A 16,042-nucleotide genomic window follows, 5' to 3' on the forward strand; every position below is an offset into this window, starting at 1 on the left:
AGCTGTTATTGCCGCGGCAAATCATCCCACGTGCCGGGGGCAAGCTGCGCCTTAATATCGGGATAACGGGCGGGATCAAATACCGGCGGAACGCCGAGTTTGCGCTGACGCAGATAGTCTCTGGCAATCAGGGTCACAACGGGAGAGAGCAGCAGGATCGCCGTAAGGTTCGTGATCGCCATTAGCGCCATAATGATATCGGCCAGCTGCCAGACCAGCGGCATACTGAGGAAGGAGCCAGCGATGATCATCAGAATGACCGCGAGCCGCAGGGCTCCGATTGCGGTACGGGAGTCGAGCTTCAGGAAAATAAGGTTATTTTCGGCGTAGAGGTAATTCACCACAATCGAACTGAAGGCAAACAGCACCAGGACGAGCGAGACAAAACCTGCACCCCAGCCGCCGGTCAGGTTCACCAGCGCCTGCTGGAGAAGCTGTATCCCGGCGGTTCCAGAGGAGTGCGGGACGGGGCCTGCCAGCAGCAAAATCATGGCGCTGGCGGAACAGATGATAATGGTATCGGTAAAGACGCCAATCATCTGCACAATGCCCTGTGCGGCCGGGTGCGGCGGCCAGGAAGAGGCGGCAGCGGCCGCGTTGGGGGTTGATCCCATACCGGCTTCATTGGAGAACATGCCCCGCTGAAAACCCGCCATCAGCGCCTGGCTAAAGGTGTAGCCCAGCGCCCCGGAGGCTACCTCGCGCCAGCCAAAAGCGCTTTTGACGATGGTCGCAATCACGCCAGGCACCTGGTCGATATGCAGGGCGGCGACGAACAGGCTCGCGACAACCCAAAGCAGCGCCATAACGGGAACCAGCCACTGCATCAGGCGGGCAACGCCCCTGAGACCGGCAGAAATGGTGAGCAGAACGACGAGGGCTAAAGCAATACCGGCGACCCACTCCGGGCAGGAGAAGGCATAGCGCAGGGCATTGGCGACAGAATTTGCCTGGACGGTATTAAAAATAAGGCCGTACGCGAGCAGTAAAAAAAGCGAGAACAGAACGCCCATCCAGCGCATCCCCAAGCCACGCGCCATGTACCACGCGGGACCGCCGCGAAACTGGCCGTTTTTATCTTTCTCTTTATACAGCTGGGCGAGCGAACTTTCGGCAAAGGAGGTGGCCATTCCGAGTAGCGCCGTCACCCACATCCAGAAGACCGCGCCTGGCCCGCCGGCGCTGATTGCCAGCGCAACGCCCGCCAGATTCCCGCTGCCGAGGCGTGCCGCCAGGCTAGTACAGAGTGCCTGGAACGACGTTAATCCGCCCGGCTGGGGCGTAACGCTGTTTTTCAGACTTCTGCCAAACTTGCGAATATAACGAAACTGGATAAACCCACTGCGTAGCGTAAACCAAATACCTGCTCCCAGAAGCAGGTAAATCATTATCGAACCCCACAGGACTTCGTTAATAAAGAAAAAGAAATCAGGCATTAACGTCCCTCTTGTTGATGCCAAAGTGAATATGTAAGCGCTACCACTGATTGGGCATGCTGTTGCTTAGCAGCCTGTTAATCTTCCGAGTTTACCATACTCTACCTAAGCGCACTGTCTGCGGTTGCGCTACCCCTCCGTCGTGTTATCATCAGGGCAGACCGGTTACATCCCCCTAACAAGTAAACCTGTCATTTTTCCGCTGCAGGCATGCTGTCGGTAGCGTGAATTATCCAGGGCACGTTAAAAGAGAAACACTATCATGACGGATAAATTGACCTCCCTTCGTCAGTTCACCACTGTCGTAGCTGACACCGGAGATATCGCGGCAATGAAGCTGTACCAGCCGCAGGATGCCACAACTAACCCTTCTCTGATCCTTAACGCCGCACAGATCCCTGAGTATCGCAAACTGATTGACGACGCAGTGACCTGGGCGAAAGCACAGAGCAACGACCGCGCGCAGCAGGTTGTGGATGCCACCGACAAACTGGCAGTGAACATCGGTCTGGAAATCCTGAAGCTGGTTCCTGGCCGTATCTCTACCGAAGTGGATGCACGTCTCTCCTACGACACCGAAGCGTCTATCGCCAAAGCGAAACGTCTGATCAAAATGTACAACGACGCTGGCATCAGCAACGACCGTATCCTGATCAAACTGGCTTCCACCTGGCAGGGTATCCGCGCGGCAGAGCAGCTGGAAAAAGACGGTATCAACTGTAACCTGACCCTGCTGTTCTCCTTCGCGCAGGCGCGTGCATGTGCAGAAGCAGGCGTATACCTGATTTCTCCGTTCGTGGGCCGTATTCTGGACTGGTACAAAGCCAACACCGATAAGAAAGAGTACGCGCCGGCTGAAGATCCAGGCGTGGTTTCTGTTACTGAAATCTACGAATACTACAAACAGCACGGCTATGAGACTGTAGTTATGGGCGCAAGCTTCCGTAACGTCGGTGAAATCATCGAGCTGGCTGGCTGTGACCGCCTGACCATCGCCCCTGCGCTGCTGAAAGAGCTGGCAGAAAGCGAAGGTACCATCGAGCGTAAGCTGTCTTACACCGGTGAAGTGAAAGCACGCCCAGAGCGCATCACTGAATCCGAGTTCCTGTGGCAGCACAACCAGGATCCAATGGCTGTCGATAAGCTGGCGGACGGTATCCGTAAGTTTGCTGTTGACCAGGGTAAACTGGAAAAAATGATCGGCGACCTGCTGTAATCATTCTGCGTGACCGGGCTCCCGGTCACGCGACTTCTTTCGTACCCTGTCTGAATCTCCTCTCTGCGTGTATCATTCCCTTTAATCAGTACTTTTTGAATGGAATGGATATGAATACCTTACGCATCGGCTTAGTGTCGATTTCTGACCGCGCCTCCAGCGGCGTTTACCAGGATAAAGGCATCCCCGCTCTGGAAGAGTGGCTTGGCAGCGCGCTGACCACCCCCTTTGACATTCAGACCCGCCTGATCCCTGACGAACAGCCGATCATCGAGCAGACGCTCTGCGAGCTGGTGGATGAGATGAGCTGCCACCTTGTTCTGACGACGGGCGGAACCGGCCCCGCGCGCCGCGACGTGACGCCGGACGCAACGCTGGCGATTGCCGATCGCGAAATGCCGGGCTTTGGCGAGCAGATGCGCCAGATAAGTCTACACTTTGTCCCGACGGCCATTCTTTCCCGCCAGGTGGGAGTGATCCGCAAGCAGGCGTTGATTCTGAACCTGCCGGGGCAGCCGAAGTCGATCAAAGAGACGCTTGAAGGGCTGAAAGCGGAAGATGGCAGCGTCCTCGTTCACGGCATCTTTGCAAGTGTACCGTATTGTATACAGCTGCTTGACGGTCCGTATGTGGAAACCGATGAGAAAGTGGTAGCAGCTTTTCGCCCGAAAAACGCACGTCGCGAAACAATCTCCTGAAATTAACCAATATGTGGCATTAGCTGAAGCGGCGATGGCGTGGTAAAGCTTTTACGGTATAGTAATTTTTTCTTTACGATTGCTGTAAAAATAATTCCACAATATACGCAAATGGTTCGCTATGTCACATAACACCCGACCTCTGAATCGACAGGACTACAAAACTCTCACGCTCGCGGCCTTAGGCGGCGCGCTGGAGTTTTACGACTTCATCATCTTTGTTTTCTTTGCCGCCGTGGTGGGAGAACTCTTCTTCCCGGCGGATATCCCGGAATGGCTGCGTCAGGTGCAAACCTTCGGCATTTTTGCCGCCGGGTATCTGGCGCGTCCGCTGGGCGGCATTATCATGGCCCACTTTGGCGATCTGGTCGGGCGTAAGAAGATGTTTACCCTTAGCATCCTGCTGATGGCCGTGCCGACGCTGGCTATTGGTCTGCTGCCCACCTATGCCTCGATGGGCATTCTCGCTCCGTTGCTGCTGTTGCTGATGCGCGTTCTTCAGGGCGCGGCGATTGGCGGTGAAGTGCCGGGCGCGTGGGTGTTTGTCGCGGAGCATGTTCCGGCGCGCCGCATTGGAATCGCCTGCGGAACCTTAACCGCGGGCTTAACGGTAGGGATTTTGCTCGGTTCCGTCGTCGCGACAATTGTAAACACCAGCATGACGCAGCAGGCCGTGCATGACTGGGGCTGGCGTATTCCGTTCCTGCTGGGCGGGGCGTTTGGTCTGGTCGCGATGTACCTGCGCCGCTGGCTGCAGGAGACGCCGATTTTCCTCGAGATGCAGCAGCGCAAAGCGCTGGCGCAGGAGCTGCCGGTGAAGGCGGTCGTGGTTCGCCATAAAAAAGCGGTGGTGGTGTCGATGCTGCTCACCTGGCTGCTCTCGGCGGGCATTGTGGTGGTGATATTGATGTCCCCGGTGTGGCTGCAAAAGCAGTACGGTTTCGCCCCTGCCGTGACGCTACAGGCGAACAGTATCGCGACAATCATGCTCTGCTTTGGCTGTCTGGCCGCCGGGCTGGCAGCAGATCGTTTCGGTGCCAGCGTTACCTTTATCGTCGGCAGCCTGCTACTGGCCGCGTCAAGCTGGGCGTTTTACCATCTGGCGGGCAGCCATCCTGAACAGCTGTTCCTGCTGTACGGCGTGGTAGGGCTGTGCGTGGGCGTAGTGGGTGCTGTGCCTTACGTCATGGTACGAGCTTTCCCGCCGGAAGTTCGTTTTACCGGGATCTCGTTCTCTTACAACGTCTCATATGCCATTTTCGGCGGGCTGACGCCTATTGCGGTTACCGTACTGATGGGCGTGTCGCCGATGGCGCCAGCCTGGTATGTACTCGCGCTCTCGCTGATGGGGCTGGTATTAGGATTTTGGCTTCGTCAGGCGGGGGGATGTCGTGCCCGCGAGGCGGACACGACAGAGGGATCAGTGTTTTTCACCAATCGGTAGAACGGTGCGGTCAAACTGCTCGTTCAGCACTTCACCCATTGCGAGGTAGATAGCGCTTGCGCCGCAAACCAGACCAATCCAGCCTGCAACATGAACGATGCCTTCGTTATCCACCAGGTGACCGATCGCCAGCAGGGCGAACAGCACGGTCAGGCTCAGGAAAACGAACTGCAGCATGCGGTTACCTTTCAGGGTACCGAAGAACATGAACAGGGTGAAGACGCCCCACAGGCCCAGGTAAACGCCCAGGAAGTGGGCGTTTGCCGCGTCTGCCATGCCCATTTTAGGCAGCAGCAGAATGGCAACCAGGGTCAGCCAGAAAGAACCGTAAGAGGTGAAGGCGGTTAAGCCGAAGGTATTGCCTTTCTTATATTCCAGCAGGCCCGCGAAGATTTGCGCGATACCGCCGTAAAAAATGCCCATCGCCAGGATGATGCCATCCATCGGGAACATCCCGATATTGTGCAGGTTCAGCAGGATAGTGGTCATGCCAAAACCCATCAGGCCCAGCGGAGCCGGATTAGCCAACTTAGTGTTGCCCATAAGTCCTCAAAAAAATCATCATTAATATGGTGAAATGGTTAAACCCGCGTCAGTTCTCCCTGACTGGGCGCGGCATCATAATGGGCGCAATCGGTGGCGTCTATGATCTCATCAGGGTGAAATTAAAATTTTTTTTATGCTTGCCCCTTGATGGATGCCGTCGCGACCCCATCTTGTAGTCAACCGCAGTGTGTGGACCTGAAAAAAATCAAATCTGGGCAGTTGAAAAAGCACGTTCTGCCCTTATTACAGGTACACAACCACATGTTGACTGAATTTTTAGTGGAGACGTTTAGATGGGTAAAATTATTGGTATCGACCTGGGTACTACCAACTCTTGTGTAGCGATTATGGATGGCACTACTGCACGCGTGCTGGAGAACGCCGAGGGCGATCGCACCACGCCTTCTATCATTGCTTATACCCAGGATGGTGAAACTCTGGTTGGTCAGCCGGCTAAACGTCAGGCAGTGACAAACCCGCAAAACACCCTGTTTGCGATTAAACGCCTGATCGGCCGCCGCTTCCAGGACGAAGAAGTTCAGCGTGACGTTTCCATCATGCCTTACAAAATCATCGCGGCAGATAACGGCGATGCATGGCTTGATGTGAAAGGCACCAAAACTGCACCACCGCAGATTTCTGCTGAAGTGCTGAAAAAAATGAAGAAAACCGCTGAAGATTACCTGGGTGAACCGGTAACTGAAGCTGTTATTACCGTTCCTGCGTACTTCAACGATGCTCAGCGTCAGGCAACCAAAGATGCTGGCCGTATCGCAGGTCTGGAAGTAAAACGTATCATCAACGAACCAACCGCTGCTGCACTGGCTTACGGTCTGGATAAAGAAGTTGGCAACCGTACTATCGCGGTTTACGACCTGGGTGGTGGTACCTTCGATATCTCTATTATCGAAATCGACGAAGTTGACGGCGAAAAAACCTTCGAAGTTCTGGCAACCAACGGTGATACCCACCTGGGTGGTGAAGACTTCGATACCCGTCTGATCAACTACCTCGTTGACGAGTTCAAGAAAGATCAGGGCATTGACCTGCGTAACGACCCGCTGGCCATGCAGCGCCTGAAAGAAGCCGCTGAGAAAGCGAAGATCGAACTTTCTTCCGCTCAGCAGACCGACGTGAACCTGCCGTACATCACTGCAGACGCGACCGGTCCTAAACACATGAACATCAAAGTGACCCGTGCGAAACTGGAAAGCCTGGTAGAAGACCTGGTGAACCGTTCAATCGAGCCGCTGAAAGTTGCCCTGCAGGACGCTGGCCTGTCCGTATCCGATATCCAGGACGTTATCCTGGTCGGTGGTCAGACCCGTATGCCAATGGTTCAGAAGAAAGTGGCTGAGTTCTTTGGTAAAGAGCCACGTAAAGACGTTAACCCGGACGAAGCGGTCGCAATCGGTGCTGCGGTTCAGGGTGGCGTACTGACCGGTGAAGTTAAAGACGTACTGCTGCTGGACGTTACCCCGCTGTCTCTGGGTATCGAAACCATGGGCGGTGTGATGACTGCGCTCATCAACAAAAACACCACCATCCCAACGAAACACAGCCAGGTGTTCTCTACCGCTGAAGACAACCAGTCTGCGGTAACCATTCATGTGATTCAGGGTGAGCGTAAGCGTGCGGCGGATAACAAATCTCTGGGTCAGTTCAACCTGGACGGTATTAACCCGGCACCGCGCGGCATGCCGCAGATCGAAGTGACCTTCGACATCGATGCTGACGGTATCCTGCACGTGTCTGCGAAAGACAAAAACAGCGGTAAAGAGCAGAAGATCACCATCAAGGCATCTTCTGGCCTGAACGAAGCGGAAATCGAAAAAATGGTTCGCGATGCCGAAGCTAACGCGGAATCCGACCGTAAGTTCGAAGAGCTGGTTCAGACCCGTAACCAGGGTGACCATCTGCTGCACAGCACCCGTAAGCAGGTTGAAGAAGCAGGCGATAAACTGCCAGCGGAAGACAAGACTGCTATCGAAGCTGCACTGAGTGCGCTGGAATCCTCACTGAAAGGTGAAGACAAAGCGGACATCGAAGCGAAGATGCAGGAACTGGCGCAGGCTTCTCAGAAGCTGATGGAAATCGCTCAGCAGCAGCACGCTCAACAGCAGGCGGGCGCTGACGCTTCGGCGAACAACGCGAAAGACGACGACGTTGTCGACGCTGAGTTCGAAGAAGTTAAAGATAAAAAATAATCGCCCTGATGCAGGGTAATTAATCGGCACGGGCGTAGGAGAACTCTCCACGCCCGTGCTCGCATGTTAAGGGGCTTAAAAAAACCAATGGCAAAGCAAGACTATTACGAGATTTTAGGCGTTCCGAAAACTGCGGAAGAGCGTGAAATCAAAAAGGCGTATAAGCGCCTGGCCATGAAATTCCACCCGGACCGTAACCAGGGTGACAAAGAGGCTGAAGCCAAATTTAAAGAGATCAAAGAAGCCTACGAAGTCCTGACCGATGCACAAAAACGTGCGGCCTATGACCAGTACGGTCATGCAGCCTTTGAACAGGGCGGCATGGGCGGCGGTGGATTCGGTGGCGGCGGCTTTGGCGGCGGCGCTGACTTCAGCGATATCTTTGGCGATGTATTTGGCGACATCTTCGGCGGCGGCCGTGGTCGTCAGCGCGCGGCGCGCGGCGCAGACCTGCGCTACAACATGGAGCTGACGCTGGAAGAGGCCGTTCGCGGTGTCACCAAAGAGATCCGTATTCCGACGCTGGAAGAGTGTGACGTTTGCCACGGCAGCGGCGCGAAAGCGGGCACACAGCCTCAGACCTGTCCAACCTGTCACGGCTCTGGTCAGGTACAGATGCGGCAGGGCTTCTTCGCGGTACAGCAGGCCTGTCCTCACTGTCACGGTCGCGGCACGCTGATTAAAGATCCATGCACCAAATGCCACGGGCACGGTCGCGTTGAGAAAACCAAAACTCTGTCCGTTAAGATCCCGGCAGGCGTCGATACGGGCGACCGCATCCGTCTGGCAGGTGAGGGCGAAGCAGGCGAGCACGGCGCACCGGCAGGCGATCTGTACGTTCAGGTCCAGGTGAAACAGCACGCCATCTTCGAGCGTGAAGGTAATAACCTGTACTGCGAAGTGCCGATCAACTTCGCGATGGCGGCACTCGGTGGCGAAATCGAAGTGCCAACGCTGGACGGTCGCGTGAACCTGAAAGTGCCTGGGGAAACCCAGACCGGCAAGCTGTTCCGCATGCGCGGAAAAGGCGTTAAATCCGTTCGCGGTGGCGCCCAGGGCGACCTGCTGTGCCGCGTCGTCGTGGAAACGCCGGTTGGCCTGAACGACAAGCAGAAACAGCTGCTGAAAGAACTGCAGGAGAGCTTTGGCGGTCCGACGGGTGAGAAAAACAGCCCGCGTTCCAAAAGCTTCTTCGATGGCGTCAAAAAATTCTTCGATGATTTGACCCGTTAATCTGTTAGCTGGTTTTCATCTTCTCAAAGCCCGGAAGCGATTCCGGGCTTTTTTATTTGCGCGTATAGCTCGGTTAAACTGAGTCTATACTCAACATTAATCTGTTTTTGCCGAGCTATTTGGCTTGGTATTATGGTTTTATCGAGGTATTGTTGTAAAGAGAGAACGTAAATGAAATTACTACACCGTTTCTTTAACAGTGAGGCGTCCGGTGGCGTGATCCTGATTATTGCCGCAGCGGCCGCGATGGTGCTGGCTAACCTTGGCATCACGCAGGATCTCTACCATGCATTTCTGGAAACGCCCGTTGAGCTGAAGGTCGGGGCGCTGGAAATTAACAAGAACATGCTGCTGTGGATCAACGATGCGCTAATGGCGGTGTTCTTCCTGCTGGTGGGTCTTGAGGTTAAGCGTGAGCTGGTTCTGGGCTCGCTTGCCAGCCGCCAGCGCGCGGCGTTTCCGGTGATTGCCGCGCTCGGCGGGATGGTGGTGCCGGCGCTGCTCTTCCTGGCGTTCACCTGGCAGGATCCTGTTGCGCGTGACGGCTGGGCGATCCCGGCCGCGACGGATATCGCCTTTGCGCTAGGTGTCTTAGCCTTGCTCGGTAGCCGCGTGCCGGTAGCCCTGAAAATCTTCCTGATGGCGCTGGCGATCATCGATGACTTGGGTGCCATTGTGATTATCGCGCTGTTCTACACCAGCGATCTGTCGATCCTGTCCCTGAGCGTCGCCGCCGGGGCGATTGCGGTGCTGGCGCTGCTGAATATCTTCAATGTTCGCCGCATCGGTATCTATATCCTGGTGGGGATGGTGCTGTGGACGGCGGTGCTGAAATCCGGCGTGCACGCCACGCTGGCTGGTGTGATTGTCGGCTTCTTCGTGCCGCTTAAACCGCAGGACGGCAAGTCGCCTGCCAAACAGCTGGAGCATGTGCTGCACCCGTGGGTTGCCTTTATGATCCTGCCGCTGTTTGCGTTTGCCAACGCGGGCGTTTCCCTCGGCGGCGTGACGCTGGACGGGCTGACGTCCGTGCTGCCGCTGGGCATTATTGCCGGGCTGTTTATCGGTAAGCCGCTGGGCATTAGCCTCTTCTGCTGGCTGGCGACGAAGCTGAAGCTGGCGTCATTGCCGCATGGCACCACGTTTTCGCAGATTATGGCCGTCGGCGTGCTGTGTGGAATCGGGTTTACGATGTCGATCTTTATTTCGACGCTGGCGTTTGGTACGCATGCGCCTGAGCTTATCGTCTGGGCTAAACTCGGCATTCTCATCGGGTCATTACTGGCCGCGGTAATCGGTTATACCTTGTTGAAGGTGAAGTTATCCGGACAGGCCGTCCAGGCATAACGGAACACCGGGAGGAGGTGATCCTTCTCCCGATACACACTCAGGGAGAGAAGACGCGATGTCTCATTTAAATTACAACCATCTGTACTACTTCTGGCACGTCTACAAACAGGGCTCGGTGGTGGGGGCGGCAGAGGCGCTCTACCTGACGCCGCAAACCATCACCGGGCAAATCAAGGCCCTGGAAGAGCGTCTGCAGGGGAAGCTGTTCAAGCGTAAGGGGCGTGGGATTGAACCCAGCGAACTGGGTGAACTGGTTTTCCGCTATGCGGACAAAATGTTCACCCTGAGCCAGGAGATGCTGGATATCGTCAACTACCGCAAAGAGTCGAACCTGCTCTTTGACGTGGGCGTGGCGGATGCGCTGTCCAAGCGGCTGGTGAGCGGCGTGCTGGATGCGGCGGTAGTTGAAGACGAGCAAATCCACCTGCGCTGCTTTGAATCCACCCACGAGATGCTGCTGGAACAGCTGAGCCAGCACAAGCTGGACATGATTATCTCGGACTGCCCGATTGACTCCACCCAGCAGGAAGGGCTGTTCTCGGTGAAGATTGGCGAATGCGGCGTGAGCTTCTGGTGCATTAATCCGCCGCCGGAGAAACCGTTCCCCGCGTGCCTTGAAGAGCGTCGCCTGCTGGTGCCGGGAAGGCGTTCAATGCTCGGACGCAAGCTGCTGAACTGGTTTAACTCGCAGGGGCTGAAGGTAGAAATCCTCGGAGAGTTCGACGATGCGGCGCTGATGAAAGCCTTTGGCGAAGCGCATAATGCGATCTTCGTTGCGCCGACGCTGTACGCGCACGATCTCTATTCAGACGACAAGATTACGGAGATAGGCAGAGTGGATAACGTGATGGAGGAGTACCACGCCATATTTGCCGAAAGAATGATTCAGCACCCGGCGGTGCAGCGAATCTGCAACCGTGACTACTCGGCGCTGTTTACGCCACCGGCAATCTGAAGGCATAAAAAAACCCGCGTTAAGCGGGTTCTTTAAACAAGCAACAACAAGTAGCGATTAAGCCAGTTTGTTGATCTGCGCGGTCAGGTTTGCTTTATGACGCGCTGCTTTGTTTTTGTGGATCAGACCTTTAGCAGCCTGACGATCCACGATTGGTTGCATTTCGTTAAATGCGTTCTGCGCTGCAGCTTTGTCGCCTGCTTCGATTGCTGCGTATACTTTCTTGATGAAAGTACGCATCATAGAGCGACGGCTTGCGTTGTGCTTACGAGCCTTTTCAGACTGAACGGCACGTTTCTTAGCTGATTTGATATTAGCCAAGTCCAACTCCCAAATATGTTCTATGTGGACAATTCAAAGGCCGAGGAATATGCCCTCTTTGCCTTCTTTTGTCAATGGATTTGTGCAAATAAGCGCCGTTAATTAGCGACGCTACGTTACGTAGTGATGGCGCAGGATTCTACCAGCTTGTCTTCCCTGAATACAGCCTTTCGGCATAAAAATCGCAGTTCACGAGCAGATTTTTTCGCTGCGAAAGGTCAGCCTGATGAAATCATTACGGCTTTCTGTTTTGCGCGAACAATCGCCGGTTAACCTTAACCGCTGTACAAGGTATACTTTGGCGATTTTCACTGTTTTGAGCCAGACATGAAGCTGATACGCGGCATACATAATCTCAGCAGCGCGCCACACGGGTGCGTGCTGACTATTGGTAATTTCGACGGCGTGCATCGTGGTCATCAGGCGCTGTTGCAGGGATTGCGGAAAGAAGGGGAGGCCCGTGGCCTGCCCGTTGTAGTGATGATTTTCGAGCCGCAGCCGCTGGAATTGTTCGCGGGCGATAAATCTCCCGCCCGACTCACTCGCCTGCGCGAGAAATTGCGCTATCTGGCGGAGTCCGGCGTGGACTATGTATTGTGTTTACGTTTCGATCGTCGCTTTGCCGCGCTGACAGCACAAAATTTCGTCAGCGACCTGCTGGTTAAGCGTCTTGGCGTACAGTTTCTTGCCGTGGGCGATGATTTCCGCTTTGGCGCTGGTCGTCAGGGCGATTTCTTGCTATTACAGAAGGCTGGTCTGGAGTATGGATTTGATGTCACCAGCGCGATGACCTTCTGCGAAGGCGGCGTGCGCGTCAGCAGCACGGCGGTGCGTCAGGCGCTGGCTAATGATGACCTGGACACGGCAGAAACCCTGCTGGGGCATCCGTTCACCATCTCTGGCCGCGTGGTCCATGGCGATGCGCTGGGCCGCACGATAGGCTTCCCGACGGCGAATATACCGCTGCGTCGTCAGGTTTCCCCGGTTAAAGGGGTGTATGCGGTGGAAGTGGCAGGACTGGGCGATAAGCCGTTCTACGGCGTCGCCAACATTGGCACGCGTCCGACCGTCGCCGGTGTGCGTCAACAGTTAGAAGTGCACCTGCTGGACGTTGTAATGGACCTCTATGGTCGCCATATAGATGTGATACTGCGTAAAAAAATACGCAACGAGCAGCGATTTGGTTCGCTGGATGAACTAAAAGCGCAAATTGCGCGAGATGAATTGACGGCCCGCGAGTTTTTTGGGCTTTGAACCCGGCTTAACTGCCTACGTGATAAATACGGAACCGAGAATCTGATGAGTGACTATAAATCAACCCTGAATTTGCCGGAAACAGGGTTCCCGATGCGCGGCGATCTCGCCAAGCGCGAACCGGGAATGCTGGCGCGTTGGACCGATGATGACCTGTACGGCATCATTCGTGCAGCCAAAAAAGGCAAAAAAACCTTCATTCTGCATGATGGCCCTCCATATGCGAATGGCAGCATTCATATTGGTCACTCGGTTAACAAGATTCTGAAAGACATTATCGTGAAGTCCAAAGGCCTCACGGGATATGACTCGCCTTACGTTCCGGGCTGGGACTGCCACGGTCTGCCAATCGAGCTGAAAGTGGAGCAAGAGTTTGGCAAACCGGGTGAGAAGTTCACCGCCGCCGAGTTCCGTGCGAAGTGCCGCGAATACGCAGCCACGCAGGTTGACGGTCAGCGCGCTGACTTCATCCGTCTGGGCGTGCTGGGCGACTGGTCGCACCCGTACCTGACCATGGATTTCAAAACTGAAGCCAACATCATCCGTGCGCTGGGTAAAATCATCGGTAACGGCCACCTGCACAAAGGCGCTAAGCCGGTGCACTGGTGCGTGGACTGCCGCTCTGCGCTGGCAGAAGCGGAAGTTGAGTATTACGACAAAACCTCTCCGTCTATCGACGTGGCGTTCAACGCTGTCGATCAGGATGCGGTGAAGGCTAAATTTGGCGTCTCCTCGGTAAACGGCCCGATCTCTCTGGTGATCTGGACCACCACCCCGTGGACCCTGCCAGCGAACCGTGCAATCTCCCTGTCCGGTGAGTTCGAATACGCGCTGGTTCAGATTGACGGTCAGGCGGTTATCCTGGCGAAAGATCTGGTTGAGAGCGTGCTGAAGCGCGCCCATATCACCGACTACACCGTGCTGGGCACCGTGAAAGGCGACGCGCTGGAGCTGATGCGCTTCAAGCACCCGTTCCTGGACTTCGACGTTCCGGCGATTCTGGGCGACCACGTGACGCTGGAAGCGGGTACCGGTGCGGTGCATACCGCCGGTGGCCATGGTCCTGACGACTACAACATCAGCCTGAAGTACGGTCTGGAAATCGCTAACCCGGTTGGCCCGGACGGATCTTACCTGCCAGGCACCTATCCGGCGCTGGACGGTATCAACGTCTTCAAAGCGAACGACATCATCGTCGACATGCTGCGCACCAGCGGCGCGCTGCTGCACGTTGAAAAAATGCAGCACAGCTATCCGTGCTGCTGGCGTCACAAAACCCCGATCATCTTCCGTGCGACCCCGCAATGGTTCGTCAGCATGGATCAGAAAGGCCTGCGCGAGCAGTCTCTGAAAGAGATCAAAGGCGTGCAGTGGATCCCTGACTGGGGCCAGGCGCGTATCGAATCCATGGTGGCTAATCGTCCTGACTGGTGTATCTCCCGTCAGCGTACCTGGGGCGTGCCGATGTCTCTGTTCGTGCATAAAGAGACGCAGGAGCTGCACCCGAACACTCTGGAACTGATGGAAGAAGTGGCGAAGCGCGTCGAAGTTGACGGTATTCAGGCGTGGTGGGATCTCGACTCCCGCGACATCCTGGGCACTGACGCAGACAACTACGAGAAAGTGCCGGATACCCTGGACGTGTGGTTCGACTCCGGGTCTACCCACTCCTCCGTGGTTGACGTGCGTCCGGAATTTGCCGGTCACGCTGCCGATATGTATCTGGAAGGGTCTGACCAACACCGCGGCTGGTTCATGTCATCTCTGATGATCTCCACCGCCATGAAGGGGAAAGCGCCTTACCGTCAGGTACTGACTCACGGTTTCACCGTGGATGGTCAGGGCCGTAAGATGTCCAAATCTATCGGTAACACCGTTTCTCCGCAGGATGTGATGAACAAGCTGGGCGCAGACATTCTGCGTCTGTGGGTAGCCTCTACCGATTACACCGGCGAAATGGCGGTGTCTGACGAGATCCTGAAGCGTGCTGCCGACAGCTATCGTCGTATCCGTAACACCGCGCGCTTCCTGCTGGCGAACCTGAACGGGTTCGATCCGGCAAAAGACATGGTGAAACCGGAAGAGATGGTGGTGCTGGACCGCTGGGCGGTAGGCTGCGCGAAAGCGGCGCAGGAAGATATTCTGAAAGCCTATGAGTCTTACGACTTCCACGAAGTGGTGCAGCGCCTGATGCGCTTCTGCTCGATCGAGATGGGCTCGTTCTACCTCGACATCATCAAAGACCGCCAGTACACCGCGAAAGCGGACAGCGTGGCGCGTCGTAGCTGCCAGACCGCGCTGTTCCACATCGCAGAAGCGCTGGTGCGCTGGATGGCGCCGATCATGTCCTTCACCGCGGATGAAATCTGGGGCTACCTGCCGGGCGACCGTGAGAAGTATGTGTTCACGGGCGAGTGGTACGAAGGTCTGTTCGATCTCTCCAGCACCGAAGCGATGAACGATGCCTTCTGGGACGAGCTGCTGAAAGTGCGTGGCGAAGTGAACAAGGTTATCGAGCAGGCGCGCGCGGACAAGAAAGTCGGCGGCTCTCTGGAAGCGGCAGTTACGCTGTATGCCGAACCGGAGCTGGCGGCGAAGCTGACGGCGCTGGGCGATGAATTACGATTTGTCCTGTTGACCTCCGGTGCGAAAGTTGCGGATTATGCCGATGCTTCTGCTGATGCTCAGCAGAGCGAGCTGCTCAAAGGACTGAAAGTCGCGCTGAGCAAAGCCGACGGTGAGAAATGCCCGCGTTGCTGGCATTACACCACTGATGTTGGCCAGGTGGCGGAACACGCAGACATCTGCGGACGCTGTGTAAGCAACGTCGCCGGTGACGGCGAAAAACGTAAGTTTGCCTGATGAGTAAAACTCTCTGTTCAACAGGACTGCGCTGGCTGTGGCTGGTTGTGGTGGTGCTGATTATCGATCTGGGCAGCAAGTTCCTGATCCTCCAGAATTTTGCTCTGGGGGAGACGGTTCCGCTGTTCCCGTCGCTTAACCTGCACTACGCGCGTAACTACGGCGCAGCGTTTAGTTTCCTTGCCGACAGCGGTGGCTGGCAGCGCTGGTTCTTTGCGGGTATCGCTCTCGGTATTTGCGTGATCCTCGCGGTGCTGATGTACCGCTCGAAGGCCACGCAAAAGCTGAATAACATTGCCTACGCGCTGATCATTGGCGGCGCGCTGGGCAACCTGTTTGACCGCCTGTGGCACGGCTTTGTGGTTGATATGATCGACTTCTACGTCGGCGACTGGCACTTCGCGACCTTTAACCTTGCCGATACGGCAATTTGTATCGGCGCGGCGTTAATCGTGCTGGAAGGCTTCTTGCCTAAACCGGCCGCGAAAGAGCAGGCGTAACACACTCGCCCGGTGGCGTA

The 16,042-nt window shown here is 55.7% G+C and carries 13 protein-coding genes and 1 pseudogene; 11 read left to right on the forward strand and 3 right to left on the reverse strand.

Features of this window, described 5'->3' with window-relative positions; genetic code table 11:
* Positions 1 to 5: 5 nt before the first annotated feature.
* Positions 6 to 1,436 carry an alanine/glycine:cation symporter family protein gene (locus EnteroDNA1_RS17305; RefSeq protein ID WP_069303649.1) on the reverse strand — a complete coding sequence of 477 codons (1,431 nt, stop codon included), beginning with the start codon at positions 1,434 to 1,436 and terminating at the stop codon, positions 6 to 8.
* A gap of 262 nt (positions 1,437 to 1,698) precedes the next feature.
* Here EnteroDNA1_RS17305 and tal point away from each other — a divergent pair, with 262 nt between their 5' ends.
* From tal to EnteroDNA1_RS17320, 3 genes are all read left to right on the forward strand, one after another.
* Positions 1,699 to 2,652 carry a transaldolase gene (gene tal, locus EnteroDNA1_RS17310; RefSeq protein WP_023310342.1) on the forward strand — a complete coding sequence of 318 codons (954 nt, stop codon included), beginning with the start codon at positions 1,699 to 1,701 and terminating at the stop codon, positions 2,650 to 2,652.
* Between the two features lie 110 nt (positions 2,653 to 2,762).
* Entirely contained in the window at positions 2,763 to 3,350 is a 588-nt protein-coding gene (gene mog, locus EnteroDNA1_RS17315) for a molybdopterin adenylyltransferase (protein ID WP_023310343.1), read from the forward strand.
* A 121-nt stretch (positions 3,351 to 3,471) separates the two neighbouring features.
* Positions 3,472 to 4,794 (forward strand): MFS transporter, encoded by a 1,323-nt coding sequence (locus EnteroDNA1_RS17320; RefSeq protein WP_029740862.1) that lies wholly within the window; start codon positions 3,472 to 3,474, stop codon positions 4,792 to 4,794.
* Here the strand turns inward: EnteroDNA1_RS17320 and satP are convergent.
* Complete coding sequence (gene satP / locus EnteroDNA1_RS17325; RefSeq protein WP_008502042.1) at positions 4,771 to 5,337, reverse strand: acetate uptake transporter; 567 nt, start codon at positions 5,335 to 5,337, stop codon at positions 4,771 to 4,773. The genes EnteroDNA1_RS17320 and satP overlap by 24 nt on opposite strands.
* 296 nt (positions 5,338 to 5,633) lie before the next feature.
* Here satP and dnaK point away from each other — a divergent pair, with 296 nt between their 5' ends.
* From dnaK to nhaR, 4 genes are all read left to right on the forward strand, one after another.
* A complete protein-coding gene (gene dnaK / locus EnteroDNA1_RS17335; RefSeq protein WP_023310346.1) occupies positions 5,634 to 7,547 on the forward strand; it encodes a molecular chaperone DnaK in 1,914 nt (637 codons plus the stop codon).
* Positions 7,548 to 7,634: 87 nt separating this feature from the next.
* Positions 7,635 to 8,780, forward strand: coding sequence for a molecular chaperone DnaJ (dnaJ, locus tag EnteroDNA1_RS17340; RefSeq protein WP_023310347.1), 1,146 nt, complete (start codon positions 7,635 to 7,637; stop codon positions 8,778 to 8,780).
* Positions 8,781 to 8,951: 171 nt separating this feature from the next.
* Positions 8,952 to 10,127, forward strand: a complete 1,176-nt coding sequence (nhaA, locus tag EnteroDNA1_RS17345; RefSeq protein WP_069303650.1) for a Na+/H+ antiporter NhaA — start codon at positions 8,952 to 8,954, stop codon at positions 10,125 to 10,127.
* 58 nt (positions 10,128 to 10,185) lie between these two features.
* Positions 10,186 to 11,085, forward strand: coding sequence for a transcriptional activator NhaR (nhaR, locus tag EnteroDNA1_RS17350; RefSeq protein WP_032660752.1), 900 nt, complete (start codon positions 10,186 to 10,188; stop codon positions 11,083 to 11,085).
* Positions 11,086 to 11,142: 57 nt separating this feature from the next.
* Here nhaR and rpsT read toward each other — a convergent pair whose 3' ends face one another.
* Positions 11,143 to 11,406, reverse strand: a complete 264-nt coding sequence (gene rpsT, locus EnteroDNA1_RS17355; RefSeq protein ID WP_003856458.1) for a 30S ribosomal protein S20 — start codon at positions 11,404 to 11,406, stop codon at positions 11,143 to 11,145.
* Between the two features lie 101 nt (positions 11,407 to 11,507).
* Between rpsT and EnteroDNA1_RS22595 the strand changes: the two are divergent.
* The 4 genes and pseudogenes from EnteroDNA1_RS22595 (at position 11,508) to lspA (ending at position 16,022) form a co-directional block, all read left to right on the forward strand.
* Positions 11,508 to 11,726 (forward strand): annotated as a pseudogene (locus EnteroDNA1_RS22595) (DUF2575 domain-containing protein).
* 7 nt (positions 11,727 to 11,733) lie between these two features.
* Positions 11,734 to 12,660 (forward strand): bifunctional riboflavin kinase/FAD synthetase, encoded by a 927-nt coding sequence (ribF, locus tag EnteroDNA1_RS17360; protein ID WP_023310350.1) that lies wholly within the window; start codon positions 11,734 to 11,736, stop codon positions 12,658 to 12,660.
* Between the two features lie 45 nt (positions 12,661 to 12,705).
* Positions 12,706 to 15,522: an isoleucine--tRNA ligase gene (gene ileS / locus EnteroDNA1_RS17365; RefSeq protein ID WP_069303651.1), complete on the forward strand. Its 2,817-nt coding sequence runs from the start codon at positions 12,706 to 12,708 to the stop codon at positions 15,520 to 15,522.
* Complete coding sequence (lspA, locus tag EnteroDNA1_RS17370; protein ID WP_033144602.1) at positions 15,522 to 16,022, forward strand: signal peptidase II; 501 nt, start codon at positions 15,522 to 15,524, stop codon at positions 16,020 to 16,022. The genes ileS and lspA overlap by 1 nt, the downstream gene beginning before the upstream one ends.
* The last annotated feature ends 20 nt before the right edge of the window (positions 16,023 to 16,042 follow it).

Source organism: Enterobacter sp. HK169 (assembly GCF_001719105.1).
GTDB classification, from domain to species: domain Bacteria; phylum Pseudomonadota; class Gammaproteobacteria; order Enterobacterales; family Enterobacteriaceae; genus Enterobacter; species Enterobacter asburiae_B.